This window comes from Photorhabdus laumondii subsp. laumondii (assembly GCF_003343245.1).
GTDB lineage: Bacteria > Pseudomonadota > Gammaproteobacteria > Enterobacterales > Enterobacteriaceae > Photorhabdus > Photorhabdus laumondii.
On the sequence record NZ_CP024901.1, the window covers coordinates 266,756 to 286,045 of the forward strand.

The following is a 19,290-nucleotide window of genomic DNA, read 5'->3' on the forward strand; positions in this document are numbered from 1 at the left end:
GTATGGGGGTCCAGATAGATCCCGTTAGCCTCGCCTGTATTCCATTGGAATATCAGGCGAGATGGTCTTTTACTGTGTTTTACTTATAATTTAACGCATTCAAATATAGTAAGAAGGATGAACAACGATGAAGCTTTTTAACGCTCTGGGGTTTCGTTGGGACCGATCTTCGGTTCCTCTTATTGTTCCGATTCATTCTATTGAGCGGGTATGCTTCCGTTTTCACCGGATGCTACCGGAGTTTGTTTGGGATGCTAGCGTTCTTGAAGGCAATCCTTTTACTTTCCCCGAAGTGAAAACATTGTTAGGTGGATTGTCACCCGGATGCAGAGCAAATTCGAACGGCGAATAGATGAAATAATATTGACAACCGGACAGGAGTAGTCATTCTGATAATAATACTTCTATCGCCTCTATCTATGTGACCGGGGTGAGCGCAGCCAACAAAGAGGCAACTTGAAAGATAGCGGGTATACCGTTAAACATTAAAGGATGGAAATAGTTCCTCAAATAACGACGGCTCATTGGCATCTCTCTATTGTTTAAACAACATAATTATTATAAGAATAATAGTTTCTACAAAAAATAGGTGTTTTATATTTATTTTACTTCCTCATATTTATCCGAAAATTAACCAATATTAAAAAATTATATCTAATTCATCACTAACATATTAATATAAATAACGCTTCATGATTCTGCCACGCGCGAATTTACTAACCTATTGTTATAGGTGAAATTATGAGTGATGTAAGATGTGGCGCTATTTTGGAATCTTATTTATAACAAGAGAAAAACTTTCAGTAATTATTAATTCGTACTAAATAATATATTTCTTCGATAAATATACCCTATGGATTTCAAGATGCATCGCGACGGCAAGGGCGTGAATCCCCGGGAGCATAGGTAACGATGTGACCGAGTGCAACCAACAAAGAGGCAACTTGAAAGATGACGGGTATAAAGTATTTTGGCCTTTAGCTAAGGATAACAACATGAAAGATAACACTTTATATGGCCCTATTGCACATCTTTACGAGAGCTTTTCAGATGCTACTGACCATATCAAAGTAGAAATCAGAACTATCTTCAACCTGGCAGGAGATATACACGGGAAATCAGTGTTAGATTTAGCCTGTGGATATGGTCTCTTTAGTCGAGAATACAGAAATCGTGGTGCGTCGAAAGTCATTGGAGTCGATATATCAGAAAACATGATAGCGATTGCGAAAAGCAAATCACAACAATACGGTGACGATATCGAATTTCACGTAAGAAATATCTGCAAGATGGAGTCGGAGTCATTTGGCAAGTTTGACATAGTTAATGCAGCTTGGTTATTTTGCCATGCAGAATCTCTTGAAGACCTTGAAACTATGTTCCGTGTCATTGCCGCTCATCTCAAGCCTGCCGGTAAATTAATTGCGTATACCTTTGAACCTGATTATCGATTAGAGAAAGGGAATTATGAGAATTATTGTATAAAAATTCTGAGTGAAGAGCCGGTGAAAGACACCACTCTCGTGAAAGCTGAATTTCTTACCACACCACCCAGCCCTTTCACTATGTATCGTTGGAGTCGTGAACAATATCAAACAGCGATCCAAAAGGCGGGGTTCAAACAATTTAAATGGCAAAAACCCATGCTGTTAGAAAGAGATATTGAGGCTCATCCCCCAGGTTTTTGGGATGATTTCCAACGAAATTGTCTTGATACAGCTCTTGTTTGTCAGATTTAACCAGATAATCCCTAAGATCCACTCTCTTTCCTATACCAATCCCCCGGTGAAAATCGAGGGATTTTTTTGAATTTCCTTCGTCCTACAAAACAACTTTTCCTGACCTCCAGCCGGGATTTTGGTGAGAACCGGATGAAATAGTTCGACAACTCAGGTTTCTGAGGAAAACGGCGCTCGGGTAACTCACTCAAGCATCTGATACAAAAGTTTAGCTGCTTATTTTATTGCGAATTAAATAAAGTATCCCACGTTTTATGCTCTTCATTATATACCCGTCATCTTTCAAGTTGCCTCTTTGTTGGCTGCACTCGCTCACCCCGGTCACATCGTTCTCTATGCTCCCGGGGATTTGCTCCCTTGCCGTCGCGATGCATCTTGAAATCCATAGGGTATAGATGATTATGTGGATCTTGCGTTTGATGCAACACCGCCAACACTTCAATACCCGTCGGAACTTCCCGGTAGTAAATAATGTGGCTCTCTACGGGGAAACTTAGCACACCAAAATAAAGATCCTCACTGCGATCACGACCGGGGGATGGGTGACGATCAAGAATTTCCGTCATAGTCACACGTAACGAAGTTGAATAAGCTTCCGCAACATTCGCCCCCCATCGGCGCATAGAATAGAGTTTGATTGCACGAATATGTTCTCTGGCTTTATTAGTAAACCGGACACTCATCCTTAAGCCCTACCCTCAAGTTCATCAACTGTCAACGGTGCAAATACATCATCAATACTGTGCAATTCGCCACGATCAGCTTGTGCAATAGATTCAGCCAGAACGGCTTTTAAATTCTGTAACTTGAGCTGTGCGAACTGATCATACTCTTCGGGAGAGATAACCACGGCCACACGTTTACCATGCTTACTAATTTCTACAGGTTCACGCTGAACTTTCATAAGCAGATCACCAAACTGGTTCTTAGCTAGTTGTGCGGGAATAATTTCCATACATCACCTTCCGTCTAAAATGGCTCGAATAGCTATTATAGCTAAAAGTGCATGGAGCTACCAATAATTAAAATAGCCAACCGCCAACCAAGATGACTTTTGGGTATCTTTTGCTCTTAACGCGTCTATTTGAGGCAATTCTTTGCTACCGTTGTCACTGACTTTGTAATATTGTCCGTGAATTATAATCGTCTAATAGGTCATTCTGAATGTCGATAATGAAAGGGTATTACTCCCTCGATTTAGGGGATTTATTGCGGTAAACAGCATACTGAGCCATCAAATAACCCCGTATTTCTTCATTAAGTTTTGTTGCCAAGGCTCATAATCTTAATCTGTACCATCTATCGATAAAAATAATCTAAAACCAACTACCAAAAAATCAATTTAGTATTAAAGGCATAACGACGGCTCATTGGCATCTCTCTATTGTTTAAACAACATAATTATTATAAGAATAATAGTTTCTACAAAAAATAGGTGTTTTATATTTATTTTACTTCCTCATATTTATCCGAAAATTAACCAATATTAAAAAATTATATCTAATTCATCACTAACATATTAATATAAATAACGTTTCATGATTCTGCCACGCGCGAATTTACTAACCTATTGTTATAGGCGAAATTATGAGTGATGTAAGATGTGGCGCTATTTTGGAATCTTATTTATAACAAGAGAAAAACTTTCAGTAATTATTAATTCGTACTAAATGCGATCACGACCGGGGATGGGTGACGATCAAGAATTTCCGTCATAGTCACACGTGACGAAGTTGAATAAGCTTCCGCGACATTTGCTCCCCGCTCGTCAAGTGAGAGCGTTTCTGGCGGGATAGCCTGGGGAGGTGGTCTTTTATTGTGTTTTACTTATAATTTAGCGCATTCGAAATAGTAAAAAGGATTAGCAACGATGAAGCTTTTCAACGCATTGGGGTTTCGTTGGGACCGGTCTGCGGCTCCTCTTATTGTTCCTATTCATTCTATTGAGCGGGTATGCTTCCGCTTTCATCGGATGCTGCCAGAATTTGTTTGGGATGCTGGTGTACTTGAAGGCAATCCCTTTACTTTCCCCGAAGTGAAAACATTGTTGGACGGTGTCACCGTCGGCGGTAGGAAGGTTTCTGATCAGCAACAGATCTTAAATCTTGCAGAGAGTGCCAGGCGCTTACTAGTTTTAGTGAAAACCGGTCAATTTGAATTGACCAAAGCCACATTCGCAGAACTTCATAGCATCGTTGCTTGTAATGAAGCTTTGGAGTGGGGAATGTTCCGTGGGGAAGGGCAGGAGACAAATTACACTCCAGATGTCAGTTTGGGCAATCAGGGGCGTCATACGCCGTTGCCTACTGAGTCTGGCGCACCAGAATTGAATCGTGTTTTTCACGAGGGTCTTGCTGCATTGCGTGAATGTCGGCCTTTTGAACAGGGAGCTGCATTCTTTCTTTTCGGGGCGCTACAGCAATTTTTCTTTGATGGTAACAAACGCACTTCACGTTTCATGATGAACGGTATCTTGATGTCGAACGGCATCGATGCAATCAGTGTGCCTGCGGCAAAACTGTATGAGTTCAACGAAAAAATGGTCCGCTTCTACCTGAGCAAAGATGCTACTGAGATGATGATGTTTCTTATGGATTGTCATCCGGATAAAGTGGCAAATCTCGGTTTTTTTAAATGATCATAAAATGGGATTGCCCAAACGAACGTTTTTGGCACGACCCCGACCACTATTGATCTTTCTGTTAAAACAAAGTGCAGGATAAAAAAACCAGCACTTTGTTAATAATCTGAAATTAACGCAACAAAATTTTGGATAGTTTGGGTTTACAACCCCGACACTGAAACCTTATTTTGAAATTGATCTAAAGTTTATACCCTATGGATTTCAAGATGCATCGCGGCGGCAAGGGAGAGAATCCCCGGGAGCATAGATAACGATGTGACCGGGGTGAGAGAGTGCAGCCAACAAAGAGGCAACTTGAAAGATGACGGGTATATACTCCAGTTATAGCAAAAAATTTTTATTGCATTACAAATGTTATGCAATAGAATGTAATACAAATGTCATTACAGGAGATAACGTTATGAGTACTATTCAGATCAGAGTTGATGAAGAACTTAAAAAAAGTGCGTATCAGACATTTGAGAAACTGAACTTATCGCCATCTGATGCGCTACGTCTCTTTCTGCGATATGTTGTGGAGAATGAAAAGCTGCCGTTCACTGAAGTTTCCGTTATGGTGGCAGATCATGATGAAGATGCAGACATCTTAGCAGTGGTACGTGACCGTCTTAAAAATCCCGCTAGACGTATCAGGGTAAACCTTGATGATATTTAATATCGATTTCGACGAACGAGCCCTGAAAGAGTGGTACAAACTGGATCAGAGCATACGCGACCAATTTAAAAAGAAGCTACGGAAGTTACAGAACAATCCCTATATTGATTCAGCCAGATTACACGGTAATCTGGCTGGCTGCTTTAAAATTAAACTCCGTTCTTCAGGCTTTCGTCTGGTTTACCAAGTGATAGAAGAAGAGATCGTAATATTGGTGATCGCTGTTGGTAAACGGGAAGATGCGAAAACTTATGAAATAGCTTGTAAACGAATTGTATAATAAATATACCGCAATGAAATCGCCCTAACGCTGGGTGATAAGATTGAGGGTTTCTGTCTGGCAATGCAGAGCGTCCAGCGTGATGATATTCCAATAAAGTAAAAAATAATTCAATGAGTTGTCTGGCTCTTCTTTACCTTTGTTTTACGATAAAAAAGTCATTTTGTTTTTATCGTCATCCGCTTACTTTAGCCTTTACTGATGAGGAGTGTCTCAACAACATAAATGAGCGTCAATTTACCCGCGCCATTTGGTTCCGCAATGATTATCAATTAGTTTCCGAGAAACTTCGTTATTCAGGACTTAAAGCACATAGTGAATATGATTAGTTAATCTATTAAGTGTTATTTTGTTATTGCCGGCCATTAACCAATGACTGAGAAAAATATAATAATTCAACCTATCGAGTATTTACTTGAAATTTTATCACTCCCGCTCTCTACGAAATAGTTTTTAATGTAAATCCTAAAGAAACAAAATAACTCACTTTTTTATAAACAGAAAAGATATTACGATTCTTTTGGTGATTTTTATTCTTTGCTTTACAGTTAATACTTAGTAAATTAAGTTACATGTATGCGTATTAATAAAAGTAGCAATAAGGATGTACATTCCCCCTAAATTCTGTTGCCCAAGCCTCATAATTTTAAATTTTACTCATTATCGATAAAAATAATCTAAAACCAACCACCAAAAAACAATTTAATATTAACCTATAGGTATCAGGCGATAATTTTTTCTATTATCTTATTTATCAAATGTTGGGACTAAGCACCTAGTCTGGAAATGCTGGCAGAGGAAGTTGATAAAACAACTGATTAATTATAAAGAGGCTGGAGATATCTTTATCAATCAAGCAGAAAAACAAGCATTAGGGGAAAAGTAGCAAACCGTTGAATATAAATAGTTCAGGAATGGAGATTCCATTCCTGATTATGGTGATTTAATTTTGTCTAACACTCAATTAAATCGGATGACAAGCTCTCATTTATTTCTCTTGATGAGATATATTGGTGCCGCTATCTTGTACATAATCATCAAAAATAATAATAAAACTGTTATGAGAAGCAGAATATGATTTTTCAATACCTTTCTGTATTACTGACAATATAAAACCATGCGTATCGGAGAGATCCCACACCTTGACATCTTCACAATCAAGAGCTAAATATTCCTCTCTACCTTCCTCTCCACATTTATTAACCGAAACTTTAACCGGTTCAGTTGAGAGATTTTTAACATAAATCATAAATCCTCCACTATATCAATAATGAATATTTTTATTAAATTCAATGATGTAAGAAAAATTAAATTAAAAAAACTAGTGCGATAATAAAATTTTTTAGACAGCTGGTATCGAATATAAAGAGTCTATCCGGCTACCGTTATTTTCAACATAGCTAGTATAAATAATTATGTAGCCATTTGATTTTATTGAATACAACATTGTGGCACTATCTTTACGTGCTAATGACATTAAATAACCGCGCTTATCTGATCTACCCCATTGAGCCACCTCTCCTGGAGGAATATCAATATATTCATCATCACCTTCGTCACTACTCCATTTACTAATTGCAACTTTAACCACATTATCTGAAATATTTTTGGCATAAATCATATTAAATTCTCCATTATATCAACGTAGATTTATTTAGCTCTGATTTAAAAACATCCTAACACGTACCATAATGAAATATAAGTATAGATAAGAAAACCAACAAAACTACTATTATTTGCGTGACCTCCATCAAGGTTTTATACTTCGAAAAGAAAATATTTAAAATTAAATTCATTGAGTTAATAGAAATATTTACTATTTAAACTTAGTAATTCAATGTTACATTAATTAAAATTTCCTATCATAGATTTACATCTATTCTCGTTTTAACCTTTGAGCATAATGTTGCGCTAATACCGTACACATCATCAACTTAATTTGATGAAAAATGTCGGAACCACCTGTCACCCCAGTTAGCTGATAAAAGACTTCGAATAGTGACACGTCGTATCAATTAATCCGAGGTATTAGATTCGATTTTTTAAGAAAATAATAAAAAACCATTTATATTTTATGGGGATATATTTTAACGCTGGTGCTAATTTAGGAATAATTGTAGTTCTATTTTGCATTCCTTTAGAAATAATACATGAACAATTAAACGGAATAATTAAAAGAAAGCTCTATAGCAGAGCATCTTAATGATTGGATAAAACCAGATATCTGTATTTTTGGCAGCGTTGAGAAACAAAAAAACGCTCCGATATATCCTCAATCACGCATTACCATAATGTACCCGTTCCGGTAGCCAGCGTTCAATCAAGGCACGGGCATGTTCAGGATAGTGTTGGTGAATATGCCGGGCAATACGCTGAATTTCCGGCAACATTCCCTGATCTCTTAGCAAATCAGCTACCTTAAATTCCGCATTCCCAGTTTGGCGTGTTCCTAATAGTTCCCCGGGGCCGCGAATTTCCAGATCTTTCTGCGCGATAACAAAACCATCGTTACTGTCTCTGAGCACTTGCAGGCGAATTCTGGCGGTACTGCTCAGTGGCGTTTTGTAAAGTAAAACACAATGAGAAGCGATAGCGCCACGGCCAACTCGGCCGCGTAATTGATGAAGTTGCGCCAAGCCGAGCCGTTCCGGGTTATCGATGATCATCAAACTGGCATTCGGCACATCCACGCCCACTTCGATAACCGTTGTGGCGACCAAAAGCTGTAATTCTCCACATTTGAAAGCTTCCATCACTTGCTGCTTTTCTGCGGCTTTCATTCGGCCATGTACCAACCCGACTTTCAGTTCCGGTAAAGCGAGCGTCAATTCTTCACTGGTGGCTTGTGCCGCTTGAGCTTCCAGCACATCGGAATCTTCAATCAGCGTACAGACCCAATAGGCTTGTCTGTTTTCATCAAGACAGGCGTTTCTGATCCGTTTGATAATTTCTTCACGGCGCGTATCCGGGATCGCAACGGTTGTGACTGGTGTCCTCCCCGGTGGCAATTCATCAATAATAGAAGTATCGAGATCCGCATAAGCAGTCATGGCTAAGGTACGGGGAATCGGGGTGGCCGTCATAATCAATTGGTGAGGATGAAAACCCTGTTCACGTCCTTTTTCCCATAAAGCCAGACGTTGATGCACACCAAACCGATGTTGCTCATCAATAATCACCAGCGCCAGACCGGAAAACTTCACTTGTTCCTGAAACATGGCATGCGTACCAACAATCATGGCGACTTGACCGTTGGCAATGGCTTCTTGTTGTTTCTGACGTGCTTTCCCCTTTTGCTTACCTGCCAGCCAGCCGACCTGAATACCCAAAGGTTCCAGCCATCGCCGGAATGTATTTGCATGCTGTTCTGCCAGTAGTTCAGTCGGTGCCATCAAGGCGACCTGTTTACCATGTGCAATGGCACGCAACGCAGCTAATGCGGCAACCAGCGTTTTTCCTGAACCTACATCGCCTTGAATCAGTCGCATCATGGGAACATCTTTTGCCAGATCCTGTTCAATTTCTGAGACAACCCGTTGCTGAGCATGGGTTGGAGAAAATGGCAGGCGATTAAGGAATTGCGGTTTTAACTTGTCCTCAGTCGGCAACGGCTGAGCGTGATAACGTTGTACGCCAGCTCTGACGGCTAACATACTCAAATGGTGAGCTAAAAGTTCTTCCAGAACCAGACGGCGATAAGCTGGATGTTTGCCGGTTTCCAGATCCACCAGCGCAATATCTGGTGTTGGGCGGTGCAAGGTATGCAGTGCTTGCGGCAGACTAATAATAGAGCGGCTAAGTTCTTCCGGTAAAAGTTCATTGATTGTACAGGTATCCAGTAATTTCAGTGCTTGATCAATGAGATTACGCAGCGTCGCCTGACGAACACCTTCTGTTGTCGGGTAAATCGGTGTTAATGTCTCTTGAAGCTGTACATTTCCAGTATGATTTTGAATCTTATACTCAGGATGAATAATTTCGGCACCCTGACCGCCTCTTCTGATTTCACCATAGACAACAACCTGTTTCCCTTTCGCGAGATTGTTTCTCATTGCCGCCGAAAAGTTAAAAAAGCGCAGTGTGAGCACGCCGGTACCATCGCTAATTTTGCAGATCAGGGTTCGACGACGACTAACAGTAACATCGGTACGCAGGATTTCACCTGTGACGGTGGCGGAAATACCGGGTAAAAGATCATTAATAGTATAAAGGCGTGTCTGGTCTTCATAACGCAGCGGGAAATGCAGCAGCAGATCCTGCAAATTAACCAGCCCTATTTTTGCTAATTTTGCGGCCTGATTTGCCCCGACGCCACGTAGGGAAGTCAGAGGGATGGCATCAAGCAATGGGCCTCTCATAAGGTTTCTTTTATCTCCGTTAGATTGCATGGTAGTCCGTCAGGTTTCGCAGGTCACGGCCTGAGCCTGTTTACCATCCATAATAATACAGACGAGTTTAACGTAATCAATGGAATATTTTCCTTCGTAACTGGTTGAAAACCATATCAATACCTTAAGAGTAAGCCGCTATAACGAAAAAGGCGATTTGTAACGACAGGTTCTTGTAGCCTGTTTTGAATAATCTGTCCTGTCAGTCAAATGTAAACTAACGTGCTTGTGAGGTGAAAAAATAATCAAAAAAGGTGTTTAAATTTTGCCCCATATCTGTATAACCTCTTGTAGCCTCGGTGAACAATAGGCCATCGTTTTGGGTAGCGGTGTCTATTTTATCCTAGCTTATGTCTGTTCTAAGCGGGATATAGCCGGGTTGTACTATCAATATATTTTGGAGAAATAATCATGGGCCAAAGAAAATATCTGACTCAATCAGAAGTAGAAAGCATGTTGGAAATGGCAAAAGTTGGGCCTAATCCAGAACGGAATTACTGTCTGGTTTATATGAGCTATATCCACGGCTTTCGTGTTAGTGAAGCCAGGCATTTACGGTTATCTGACATGGAATTAAAAGAAAAATGTTTATATATCAGGCGGTTAAAGGGAGGGTTTTGTACTAACCATCCCCTGTTGCAGCGTGAGGTTAAGGCGATTAAGGCATGGCTTAAAGTGCGCAAAACTTTACAGGGCGCGGATAGTGATTGGCTGTTTTTGTCGCGTTGTGGGAAACCGCTTACTCGCCAGCGTATCTATCAGATTATCAACCAGTTAGGGCAACGGGCGAATATCGCGGTAGATCCGCATCCGCATATGTTGCGTCATGCCTGCGGTTTTGCTCTTGCAGATCGAGGGATAGATACCCGACTGATACAAGATTATCTTGGACATAAAAACATTCGCCATACGGTACGCTATACAGCCAGTAATGCTGAACGTTTTCAAGGAGTTTGGAGTATAAAAGGTAGACGTTAAGGTATGACAGTTAGGACCATTTTGACAATTGATATACAATTGCCTAGAAATTATACTAAAAGTTTTCTAATAAAAAAAGAGATAGATTTGTATATATTTGTAAAACGCAACTATCCTACCACAAAAACATTTCGATAATCCACTCTTTTTATTCCAATATGTAAAAACATCACACTTCCTTCGTTACTTTAAAGAAATTACTGTTACTAATTTCGGATTAAATAATTAAATATCCTTAAAATTTGCGAAATAACTATAGTTATATCCATATTGCTTTGTTTTTGCACAGAAAAATTTTTGTATATCAATTGTCAAAATGGTCCTAATTGACAAATATTTGTACAGCTAGATGTCTCTGTTTGTCAAAACGTGATGCACGAGTTTGAACCAGATTTTAGTTAAGTAGTTAAAAAGAGATTAATGAAATGAAAAGACAGATATTAAAGATAAGCGTCGTGGCGGCGTTGGTTTTGGGAGCAGCTTCGGCTGCTAATGCGGCGAATAATGCCATAGTAAATGTTACCGGTTCGATTGTGACTGCAACATGTGATGTTACTAACCCTGGCTCAAATGGGACGGTGGATACGGGGAACCATATAAAAACAGCTTTTACAGCCCCCCCAGATGGGAAATTTCCAGGCGCAGGAATTTCAAAATTTATAAATGATAGTGAAAGGCATTTCACTATTGGTCTTGCTGACTGCTCTTCAGACAATAAAGATGCAAGTAAAGTTAAGTTGTATGTGACAGGTAACACCTTGGAGGGATCAGGGGGTTATCTCTTTAACAAAGATATTAATAAACAGGCAGGTATAGTACTAAGTTATCTAGAAAATAATGTATTAACGCCTATTAAAAGTGAAAGCACGGTTGCTATGATCGTTCCTAATGTAAAAAAAGACAACAAAGAGGAACCTGATATCAAGAATAGTTATGCAGAATTTGTTGTATATATAGCCACAAAGAGCACAGATGCTCCTGGAAACCAGCGGATTACTGCCCCCATCACCTTCTCCTATGCGTATGACTAACTTTTATGTGGCTTTAGCCTGAGGAGCATCTCCTCGGGCTTCTTCGATGAAAAATCCTAGATGATTGGATGATGCCTTTTATTAGGCAACTACTGGCTGGTTGAGCCAAGATATGAGAAACAAAAGATGATCAGTAAACTCCGACTTCCTAACATCATAGTAAAAAGCCTTGTATTGGCCGCGTTTTTGTTTGCGTCACAGAGCTGGGCTGAAGGCGGATTTGGCATCAATGCTACACGCATTATTTTCTTACAGGATAAAGCTGAAGCAATAGTCTCGGTGCGCAATACAACAACCAATATCCCTTACCTAGTGACAACTAAAATCACCAGCACCGTTGATGGCAAGGGTAAAACACCATTTTACGTCACGCCTCCTTTATTTCGTTTGGACCCTAAAGGAACTAATGTCCTGCACATCTTAGGTGATACCAGCAAGTTGCCGACTGACCGGGAGAGTGTCTTTTATTTTAATGCTGCTGCTATTCCCAGCAGTAAGCCTTCTGGGCAGCGTCTTGAAGGTGACAAGATTGCGGGTGGAGTAGTCTATGCCATCGGCAATACCATCAAACTATTTTATCGGCCAACGGGGTTGGTGGGTACGCCAGAGCTGGCATACAAAGCGCTGCGTTTTACCCATGCTCCCGGTGGCGTTCAAGTTAGTAATAATTCGCCTTATCACATCAGTTTTACCCAGATTAAAGTTGATGGTGTGCCGGTGAAGTTTTCTGACAGTCATCCACAAATGTTGGCACCTTTCAGCACCCATGTTTATCCCGCTCAGAATAGTCAGAATAAAAAGAAGGTGGAATGGGCGGTGATTAGCGATCTCGGCGGTGGAGAGAACTTCGATGGTGAAATTCAGTAAAGCCGATATCTCAAGGGTTCAGCATCTACGCAGGTACCTGAATTACATCGGCATGGGTGGGGTTCTGTGGCTCTTTTCTGGTCCCTTGTGGGCAGCGAATTCTGTTGGGGCCACATTTAGGGCCGAAATTACGCAAGGCACGTGTGATGTCATTGTGGACAGCAATAATATCGAGCTGGGCATAGTGCAGTTTGCAGACTTGGTATTAGGAAAAGTTAACAGGGAAATTCAGATTACGCTGAGAAATTGCACGAGTGTGGTCAATAGCAACAGTATTACTCCCACGATTACCGTTACCGGAAATCATGTTGGTACGAATGATAAGAGCTTGTTTCGTGATAAAGGGGCAGATGAAAAAAACGAAGCTTCAACGGCAGTGGGCATCACTGTGCAATTGAAGAAGTTTAGTGGAACAGAATGGTCCCCAGATTTAAAGGACGATGAACCGTTTCATCTGGCTAATAAAGGCACAATCGTAAACGATAAAACGCCTACTGTGCCGGTGAAATTTTCACTGGTATGTGCTTTGGCAGGCGGGCAGACGGTAGCGGTCTGCAAAAAGGCAGGAAAAATCAAGGCTACACTGACGTTTACGTTTAATTATCGTTGATGTATCGGCATTGCAGCGTGGTATCGCGTTAACAGAAGAGTGATAGGGTTAATTTGAGGTGAGCACGATGTTTGGGACAGCGACAGAACAAAAAAAAAGCAGGCTGAATGACCCGTCGACCTTCCTGCCCAAGGGTAGAAACCCGGTATTGCAGGTTGTGATGCGCTGCTTCTGCTGGAGTTCTGTAATGGTTCTGCTGTTCCTGGCAAGCAGCGTCATGGCTGATGACCCCAATCCCAAGCCCAAGACCGGGCCCAAGTACCCACCGACGATCACGAGTGGGATAGACGTACAGGTGAATGTAACTGTTTATCCTGATCCTTGTGACATAGAGATCGATGGTGATGATATTAATGGTTCGGAGCTGAATTTTGGTTCCCTGCTGGCGGCGGAGTTTAGTCATGAAGGGGATGTATCAGCCACCAAGTCATTTAAGTTGAAATTAACGAATTGTGGCGATCCGGATAGTGTGGGCTTTGTCCCCAAGCTCACTGTATCTGGAAATACCATCGACGCTGAACAGGGTTCAATATTTAGTGATCCTAATTCCGGTGATCCTGGGGCTTCTGAGGGGCTGGGGTTTATTATTTTAATCGGAGAAGAAAAGAAGGAAATAGGGCTGAATGATGATTTGATAATAAATCATCGCGAAATCAATGTTCCGGTTGAATTTGATGAGGGCAGTGGTGAGACTGATGTAACGGTAGCAATTGCACGTGGGAGAGATAGTAAGGTTATTCAACCCGGCACGCTGATTGCGCACGTCACATTTACATTTTCTTATCAGTGAGGTGTGATTTATCACGGATGATAAAAATTGGGAGAGGCGGAAAGAGTTAGATGAAAACGAAAAATAGCAATCTTATAAACAGTGAATTAATGACATATCACAGCAGGGCAAAATATGTGTTGCTCTTCATGATGCTGATTGGATGGACCATCGGTTGTGTGACGACTTTCCCAGTGCAGGCGAAGGATCCAAATACGAATCGTACAATCAATTTCAGAGGCATGTTATTGCCTCCGACCTGTGTGTTGAGTGTGAATGGGTCCAGCTTTGCCGATTTTTATAATTATTATATCGCTCCGGTCTATGCCAGTGAACTTAGAAATAGCAAATATATCGCAAGAGATCCCTTAGAACTGAACTTTATGTTTAGTGACTGTGATCTAGGCGAATCAAGACCCGCTCTCTACATATGGAGTGATGTGCCTGCCATAACAGATCCGGAGCTTTTCATGCCTGATGCCAAATTTAACAGTACTAAAGGAGTAGGGGTTAGGTTATTCGACGAGGGAACTAACAAGTTTGTAGAGGTAAGGAATGAGACTGACCCGTATAGGGTAGACCTCTCAGACAGTGTAAAAGGAAATGGTGGGAAATTGGAGGGAGCAATGAGGAGGTTCAGGGCGTATGTGGGAGGTCTGGGCGATACAAATAATCCAGTAACCTGTAAAACCGGGAGTAACAGCATCAATGTATTATGCGGAGGAGTAGCGGATGTGAATATACATTTTGAGTTCGTGTATCAGTAGATGGTGTTAAGCCGGGTGTATTCAAGGGATTTTATCTGATTCTCTGAGATGAAGTGGGATATATGAAAAAGATGATAGTCATGGGAATGCTGGCGATATGGGCGGTTATGGCATCGTCACCAGCACATGCGGGTCTTATGTTGAGGAAGACACGTATTATTTATCATCAGGGCGACAAGGTGCAAAGCATGTCATTGCAGAATTCAGGCGATGAGGTGTATCTAATACAAGCTGCTGTGACTCCGGGAGATAACTCAAATACCCGTTCATCGGAGTTTACCGTGTTGCCTCCGTTGTTTCGCATGGAGGGTAATAGCTTGAACGTGATGCGAGTTATACGTACCGGCGGTGATTTCCCAGCTGATCGAGAGTCTCTGTTTCGTTTTCGTATTAATGCGATTCCGGCGAAGAAAACACTAGATGAGAGCAAGGCCAATGGCAATGGAAAACCAGGAGAGATTGGTGCATCTCTGTCTATTGCGCTGGGGATGAATATTAAACTTATCTACCGGCCAGATAAGCTGCCGATGACACCGGAGCAGGCCTATGGCCGACTGACATTTATACGAGCAGGCAATACTGTCGTAGTGACTAACCCAACACCGTATTACCAGACTTTTGCCCAATTGAAATTTGATGGCAAGGCAGTAGATCTTAACAAAGCCCCGTCAATGTTGGCCCCTTTCGGCCAGATGACTTTTTCCTTGGCAGGTACGGCGGGAAGTAAAGTGACATGGTCGATGATCACCGATGCCGGTGGAGTGAGTAGACTACAGAGCGGTACGTTACGGGCCGACTAAGTATGTTTTTATATTTTGAAATTGGAAGAGCATGACATGGTGGAGCGTAATATTTCAATAAAACAGATCGTTATAACTGTGTCATGTGTTCTGGCAATAATATTACCGGTATTGCCACTCAGGGCAGCAGAGAGTCTGAAGGGGTTGCATCTCAATGACACTCGTGTGATTTATCCTGAATCATCCAGCAACGGAGTCTCTTCGACACTCATTAATAACAGCGACAACAATTATCTCATTCAGTCAATCGTACAAGAACTAAACCCAGAGACCGGTTTACCGCTGGGGGTTAAGGCACCATTTATCGTTATTCCGCCGATTGCAAAGGTGGGGGCAGATGAACGGCTGGTGTTGAAAATCCTTCGTATTGGTGGGGTTTTGCCGAAAGATCGAGAATCTCTGTTCTTTCTGAATCTGCATATGTTGCCTTCTGAGAAACAATTACCAGTATCTAGAGATGGCTCTGGCAAGATGAAAATGGTGACAGCTCTGGCGGTGAAATTGTTCTACCGTCCTGAAGGGATACTAAAAGAGGGGGTTGCCGGTGCGGTGAAACAGTTAAGCGCGTCAGTAAAAGAGGATGTCGTGATGCTGACTAATCCGTCACCGTTTTGGATAACGTTGCAGACTTTGCAGGTCAGTTCGTTTGCCGTACCGGGCAAGGATTTGTTTAGGATGGTGCCACCCTTTGGTCAGCAGAGCTGGTCGCTGCCGGCAGGTAAAGTGTCTCCTGGTAGTCATGTCACTGTATCGTGGCGTGCTATTGATGAGTTTGGGTTAGACACTGATGAAGAGAGTAGATCTATTGCCGTATCCGGCAGTGGTCAATAGCGATGTTGCAAGGTATCGACAGAAGAGATATGAGCAATGAACCTCTATATGTTAAATAAGAGATGGTAATTAAGAATGAAAGTGTTGATTCCGGCAATAAGCTGTCGTTCAAAACGGCCGTTTACTTGTTGTCGTTGTGTAAATCAAGGTATTTCTACCTCTCTTACCCTATCAAAGCACCAAATGGGGGGTTCTCTCGTTTTTTGTCGGGTGATGCTGGTATTTCTGACGGGATGGAGCGCTCATGCAACAGCGCGTGATTATTTTGATCCGGCTTTATTGGGCTTTGGTTCGAATTCCGGTCAACCGGTAGACTTATCACAGTTTGAGACCGTAGGAGGTCAGGCACCGGGAACTTACCGTGTTGATATCTACGTGAATGGTACTTTTTTTGATACGCGTGATATTACGTTCCAGCGTCATGGCGAGGGTAATGCCGAGCTGACGCCGGTACTTACCCCAGATTTGTTGGAAGCGGCTGGTGTTAATATCAGCGGCATACCAGCGTTGAAAGCATTGCCGGTGGATAAGCCGATAGAGAGTCCGTTGGGTAAATTGATTCCCCAAGCGGCGGCCCGCTTGAACTTTTCCCAGATGCGGCTGAATGTGAGCGTACCCCAAATAGCGATGAAGCCTTCAACGAATGGCTTGGTTGATCCGACGTTATGGCAGGAGGGCATTCCGGCTTTTTTACTGAACTACAGCATCAATGGCAGCCAGAATCAACGCTCACAATTTGGTAATAAACAGACTAATCAGAGTCTGTTCGGTAGCTTCAATTCTAGATTGAATCTGGGGGCCTGGCGTCTTCGGAATACGGCGACTTATTCTTATAGCAGTCAAACTGATAACCGGTATGACTCATTCGATGACGCAGTGAAAAAAACGACCGAATCCCAGCAACGTTGGAACTTTCAGCAAACCTATTTGCAGCGGGACGTGGTGGCGTTACGCAGTGATCTGACGATAGGGGATACCTCGACCGGTAGTGTGGCAGGTCAGGTATTTGATGGTTTTCCTTATCGTGGTATTGGGCTTGCCACTAGTGACCCGATGATGCCCGGCAGGCTGAGTGGTTTTGCGCCGATTATCAGTGGGATAGCTAAATCCAATGCTCAGATTACGGTGACGCAGAATGGCAGTGTGATTTATCAAACCAACGTGGCACCCGGTCCATTTCGTATCACAGACTTAGTGGGCAGCAGTGTCGGAGGCGACTTGCAGGTAACGATAACTGAGGCCGATGGTACTCACCATGGGTTCACTCAGGCTTATTCCAGTCTGCCTATGATGTTGCGGCAGGGGCAATTCAAGTACGAAGTGGCCGCCGGGCGTTATTACAGTAGTGGATATGGCAGCGGCATACGTAAGCCGGTGTTTGGTATGGCCTCGATGATTTACGGTCTGCCTGGTAACGTCACGTTATACGGTGGTGGCCTGGTGGCGCAATCGTACCAATCCGCGGCGCTGGGAACCGGGCTCTCTCTGGGCATGATGGGGGCGTTATCTGCGGATATCACGACTTCCCGGACTCGGTTACAAAATACGCCTGACATCCTGCGTGGGGAATCTTACCGCGCTAAATATTCGAAAAGCATGCTGACCACTGGCACGACGGTGGATTTAACCGCGTACCGCTATTCCACACGTAATTACCTGAGTTTTTCGGATGCGAACACTCAAGGCTACAGTGTTTGGGGAGAACTCCCTTCTTGGATGTCTGAGCGGCGACGCAGTAGTTGGCAGATGCGACTGAGCCAGTCATTGCCCGGTAACTATTCTCTGTGGCTCAGTGGTCAGCGGGATAACTACTGGGGAAGCTCTAAAACTAACACCACCCTATCGATGGGATTGAATGGTTCTTTCTACCGTGTGGGCTGGGGGCTTAATTACAGCATTGATCGCATGCGCGGTAACGGCGACTGGCCTGAAAATCGGCAAATTTCGTTGAACGTAAACGTTCCTCTGAGTCTGTTTGGCTCCTATGCGGCGCTGAATAATGCGTATGCTAACTATAGTTTTTCCCGTGATAGTACGGGACGCAGTAATAACCAGTTGGGCATAGGCGGATCGGTGCTGGATGATAATAGTCTGTCTTGGAACGTATCGCAGAGTCAGGCGAATAAAGGGAGAGGGCGCAGCGGGTCAGTGTCAATGGGATATCTTGGTTCCTTTGGGCAAGCCAACTTGGGATACAACTACGATTCATGGGGGGGACGTGGTGTGAACTACGGGTTTAGTGGAGGGCTGATTGCACATCAGCATGGCGTTACTTTGGCATCGCGTATTGGTGATGCTGCTGTATTAGTGCGGACATCGGGGGTTGCAGGTATTCGTGTGATGAATTCCAGTTCGGTGACTACTAATCGCTGGGGATATGCGGTTGTGCCTTATGCCCAGACGTACAGCCGTAATAGTATCAGTTTAGATCCGTCATCGCTGCCGGAAGGGGCTGACATGGCACAGGGTAGCAAGAACGTATTCCCGACGAGTGGTGCGGTTGTGATGGTGGATTACCCCGTGCGTATTGGGCAGCAGTTGCTGATGAATTTGACCTATAACGGTAAGCCCGTGCCGTTTGGGGCAATGGCGGGGCTTAAAGGGGATACAGACACAAATCTGGCCGCGATAGTCGGGGAGGGCGGACAAGTGTATCTGAGTGGTATGCCACCCAGCGGGGTACTGAAAGTGAAGTGGGGCAGTACACCGGACAAGCAGTGCGAGGTGGCATTTAACCTGGGGCCCCCTCCGGTAAAGGCGAAGGCAGATAAACGCTGGAATCCAATGAGGCAATTGAACGAAACCTGTCGTTAAGATGAGGCAATGTGTTGTGGTTCTGCACTGACAACCTAATGGGGAAAACCATAATTATTAGGAAGAGGACCCTCTGAAAGGCGGATGTGATTTGGTCGGGATGGGGTGTATCAACGA

At 42.8% G+C, this 19,290-nt stretch carries 19 protein-coding genes; 14 read left to right on the forward strand and 5 right to left on the reverse strand.

The features are described from left to right. Window positions 1-127 precede the first annotated feature (127 nt). Together PluTT01m_RS01280 and PluTT01m_RS01285 are read left to right on the forward strand one after the other, a co-directional pair. Window positions 128-352, forward strand: a complete 225-nt coding sequence (locus PluTT01m_RS01280; protein WP_011144648.1) for a hypothetical protein — start codon at window positions 128-130, stop codon at window positions 350-352. 643 nt (window positions 353-995) lie between these two features. Continuing rightward, complete coding sequence (locus tag PluTT01m_RS01285; RefSeq protein ID WP_011144649.1) at window positions 996-1,739, forward strand: class I SAM-dependent DNA methyltransferase; 744 nt, start codon at window positions 996-998, stop codon at window positions 1,737-1,739. 275 nt (window positions 1,740-2,014) lie between these two features. On the opposite strand, the gene PluTT01m_RS01290 is transcribed toward PluTT01m_RS01285, so the two are convergent. Then, window positions 2,015-2,422, reverse strand: a complete 408-nt coding sequence (locus PluTT01m_RS01290) for a type II toxin-antitoxin system RelE/ParE family toxin (RefSeq protein ID WP_011144650.1) — start codon at window positions 2,420-2,422, stop codon at window positions 2,015-2,017. A 2-nt stretch (window positions 2,423-2,424) separates the two neighbouring features. Beyond that, window positions 2,425-2,694 carry a type II toxin-antitoxin system Phd/YefM family antitoxin gene (locus tag PluTT01m_RS01295; RefSeq protein WP_011144651.1) on the reverse strand — a complete coding sequence of 90 codons (270 nt, stop codon included), beginning with the start codon at window positions 2,692-2,694 and terminating at the stop codon, window positions 2,425-2,427. Window positions 2,695-3,609: 915 nt separating this feature from the next. On the opposite strand from PluTT01m_RS01295, the gene PluTT01m_RS01300 reads away from it, so the two are divergent. The 3 genes from PluTT01m_RS01300 (at window position 3,610) to PluTT01m_RS01310 (ending at window position 5,318) form a co-directional block, all read left to right on the forward strand. Beyond that, entirely contained in the window at window positions 3,610-4,377 is a 768-nt protein-coding gene (locus PluTT01m_RS01300; protein WP_011144652.1) for a Fic family protein, read from the forward strand. Window positions 4,378-4,783: 406 nt separating this feature from the next. Next, window positions 4,784-5,038 carry a type II toxin-antitoxin system RelB/DinJ family antitoxin gene (locus PluTT01m_RS01305; RefSeq protein ID WP_011144653.1) on the forward strand — a complete coding sequence of 85 codons (255 nt, stop codon included), beginning with the start codon at window positions 4,784-4,786 and terminating at the stop codon, window positions 5,036-5,038. Continuing rightward, the gene (locus PluTT01m_RS01310) at window positions 5,028-5,318 is read left to right on the forward strand and encodes a type II toxin-antitoxin system RelE family toxin (RefSeq protein WP_011144654.1); all 291 of its coding nucleotides are present in this window, start codon (window positions 5,028-5,030) and stop codon (window positions 5,316-5,318) included. Before PluTT01m_RS01305 ends, PluTT01m_RS01310 begins: the two co-directional genes overlap by 11 nt. A 988-nt stretch (window positions 5,319-6,306) precedes the next feature. Here the strand turns inward: PluTT01m_RS01310 and PluTT01m_RS01320 are convergent. The 3 genes from PluTT01m_RS01320 to recG all read right to left on the reverse strand — a co-directional run bounded on the left by PluTT01m_RS01320 (window position 6,307) and on the right by recG (window position 9,676). Further along, window positions 6,307-6,567 (reverse strand): hypothetical protein, encoded by a 261-nt coding sequence (locus tag PluTT01m_RS01320; protein ID WP_011144656.1) that lies wholly within the window; start codon window positions 6,565-6,567, stop codon window positions 6,307-6,309. Window positions 6,568-6,660: 93 nt separating this feature from the next. After that, the gene (locus tag PluTT01m_RS01325) at window positions 6,661-6,939 is read right to left on the reverse strand and encodes a hypothetical protein (protein WP_011144657.1); all 279 of its coding nucleotides are present in this window, start codon (window positions 6,937-6,939) and stop codon (window positions 6,661-6,663) included. A gap of 655 nt (window positions 6,940-7,594) precedes the next feature. Continuing rightward, a complete protein-coding gene (recG, locus tag PluTT01m_RS01330; protein ID WP_011144658.1) occupies window positions 7,595-9,676 on the reverse strand; it encodes an ATP-dependent DNA helicase RecG in 2,082 nt (693 codons plus the stop codon). 441 nt (window positions 9,677-10,117) lie between these two features. Here recG and PluTT01m_RS01335 point away from each other — a divergent pair, with 441 nt between their 5' ends. The 9 genes from PluTT01m_RS01335 (at window position 10,118) to PluTT01m_RS01375 (ending at window position 19,173) form a co-directional block, all read left to right on the forward strand. Further along, window positions 10,118-10,684, forward strand: a complete 567-nt coding sequence (locus tag PluTT01m_RS01335) for a tyrosine-type DNA invertase (protein WP_011144659.1) — start codon at window positions 10,118-10,120, stop codon at window positions 10,682-10,684. Between the two features lie 425 nt (window positions 10,685-11,109). Further along, entirely contained in the window at window positions 11,110-11,715 is a 606-nt protein-coding gene (locus tag PluTT01m_RS01340; protein ID WP_011144660.1) for a fimbrial protein, read from the forward strand. A gap of 126 nt (window positions 11,716-11,841) precedes the next feature. Next, window positions 11,842-12,582 (forward strand): fimbrial biogenesis chaperone, encoded by a 741-nt coding sequence (locus PluTT01m_RS01345; protein WP_011144661.1) that lies wholly within the window; start codon window positions 11,842-11,844, stop codon window positions 12,580-12,582. Continuing rightward, window positions 12,566-13,192 carry a fimbrial protein gene (locus PluTT01m_RS01350; protein WP_235592716.1) on the forward strand — a complete coding sequence of 209 codons (627 nt, stop codon included), beginning with the start codon at window positions 12,566-12,568 and terminating at the stop codon, window positions 13,190-13,192. Before PluTT01m_RS01345 ends, PluTT01m_RS01350 begins: the two co-directional genes overlap by 17 nt. A 67-nt stretch (window positions 13,193-13,259) precedes the next feature. After that, window positions 13,260-13,982, forward strand: a complete 723-nt coding sequence (locus PluTT01m_RS01355; RefSeq protein ID WP_011144663.1) for a fimbrial protein — start codon at window positions 13,260-13,262, stop codon at window positions 13,980-13,982. Window positions 13,983-14,032: 50 nt separating this feature from the next. After that, window positions 14,033-14,728 carry a fimbrial protein gene (locus tag PluTT01m_RS01360; RefSeq protein ID WP_041379865.1) on the forward strand — a complete coding sequence of 232 codons (696 nt, stop codon included), beginning with the start codon at window positions 14,033-14,035 and terminating at the stop codon, window positions 14,726-14,728. Window positions 14,729-14,790: 62 nt separating this feature from the next. Next, entirely contained in the window at window positions 14,791-15,528 is a 738-nt protein-coding gene (locus PluTT01m_RS01365) for a fimbrial biogenesis chaperone (RefSeq protein ID WP_228985051.1), read from the forward strand. Between the two features lie 36 nt (window positions 15,529-15,564). Next, on the forward strand, window positions 15,565-16,359 hold the full coding sequence (locus PluTT01m_RS01370) for a fimbrial biogenesis chaperone (RefSeq protein WP_058589337.1): 795 nt from the start codon (window positions 15,565-15,567) through the stop codon (window positions 16,357-16,359). Window positions 16,360-16,434: 75 nt separating this feature from the next. Further along, the gene (locus PluTT01m_RS01375; RefSeq protein ID WP_049789718.1) at window positions 16,435-19,173 is read left to right on the forward strand and encodes a fimbria/pilus outer membrane usher protein; all 2,739 of its coding nucleotides are present in this window, start codon (window positions 16,435-16,437) and stop codon (window positions 19,171-19,173) included. The last annotated feature ends 117 nt before the right edge of the window (window positions 19,174-19,290 follow it).

What these genes read in the sequence shown, in the direction of transcription:
- PluTT01m_RS01280 (WP_011144648.1), top strand. Translation starts at nt 128, where the DNA reads ATGAAGCTTTTTAACGCTCTGGGGTTTCGTTGGGACCGATCTTCGGTT.
- PluTT01m_RS01285 (WP_011144649.1), top strand. Translation starts at nt 996, where the DNA reads ATGAAAGATAACACTTTATATGGCCCTATTGCACATCTTTACGAGAGC.
- PluTT01m_RS01290 (WP_011144650.1), bottom strand. Translation starts at nt 2,422, where the DNA reads ATGAGTGTCCGGTTTACTAATAAAGCCAGAGAACATATTCGTGCAATC.
- PluTT01m_RS01295 (WP_011144651.1), bottom strand. Translation starts at nt 2,694, where the DNA reads ATGGAAATTATTCCCGCACAACTAGCTAAGAACCAGTTTGGTGATCTG.
- PluTT01m_RS01300 (WP_011144652.1), top strand. Translation starts at nt 3,610, where the DNA reads ATGAAGCTTTTCAACGCATTGGGGTTTCGTTGGGACCGGTCTGCGGCT.
- PluTT01m_RS01305 (WP_011144653.1), top strand. Translation starts at nt 4,784, where the DNA reads ATGAGTACTATTCAGATCAGAGTTGATGAAGAACTTAAAAAAAGTGCG.
- PluTT01m_RS01310 (WP_011144654.1), top strand. Translation starts at nt 5,028, where the DNA reads ATGATATTTAATATCGATTTCGACGAACGAGCCCTGAAAGAGTGGTAC.
- PluTT01m_RS01320 (WP_011144656.1), bottom strand. Translation starts at nt 6,567, where the DNA reads ATGATTTATGTTAAAAATCTCTCAACTGAACCGGTTAAAGTTTCGGTT.
- PluTT01m_RS01325 (WP_011144657.1), bottom strand. Translation starts at nt 6,939, where the DNA reads ATGATTTATGCCAAAAATATTTCAGATAATGTGGTTAAAGTTGCAATT.
- recG (WP_011144658.1), bottom strand. Translation starts at nt 9,676, where the DNA reads ATGAGAGGCCCATTGCTTGATGCCATCCCTCTGACTTCCCTACGTGGC.
- PluTT01m_RS01335 (WP_011144659.1), top strand. Translation starts at nt 10,118, where the DNA reads ATGGGCCAAAGAAAATATCTGACTCAATCAGAAGTAGAAAGCATGTTG.
- PluTT01m_RS01340 (WP_011144660.1), top strand. Translation starts at nt 11,110, where the DNA reads ATGAAAAGACAGATATTAAAGATAAGCGTCGTGGCGGCGTTGGTTTTG.
- PluTT01m_RS01345 (WP_011144661.1), top strand. Translation starts at nt 11,842, where the DNA reads ATGATCAGTAAACTCCGACTTCCTAACATCATAGTAAAAAGCCTTGTA.
- PluTT01m_RS01350 (WP_235592716.1), top strand. Translation starts at nt 12,566, where the DNA reads ATGGTGAAATTCAGTAAAGCCGATATCTCAAGGGTTCAGCATCTACGC.
- PluTT01m_RS01355 (WP_011144663.1), top strand. Translation starts at nt 13,260, where the DNA reads ATGTTTGGGACAGCGACAGAACAAAAAAAAAGCAGGCTGAATGACCCG.
- PluTT01m_RS01360 (WP_041379865.1), top strand. Translation starts at nt 14,033, where the DNA reads ATGAAAACGAAAAATAGCAATCTTATAAACAGTGAATTAATGACATAT.
- PluTT01m_RS01365 (WP_228985051.1), top strand. Translation starts at nt 14,791, where the DNA reads ATGAAAAAGATGATAGTCATGGGAATGCTGGCGATATGGGCGGTTATG.
- PluTT01m_RS01370 (WP_058589337.1), top strand. Translation starts at nt 15,565, where the DNA reads ATGGTGGAGCGTAATATTTCAATAAAACAGATCGTTATAACTGTGTCA.
- PluTT01m_RS01375 (WP_049789718.1), top strand. Translation starts at nt 16,435, where the DNA reads ATGAAAGTGTTGATTCCGGCAATAAGCTGTCGTTCAAAACGGCCGTTT.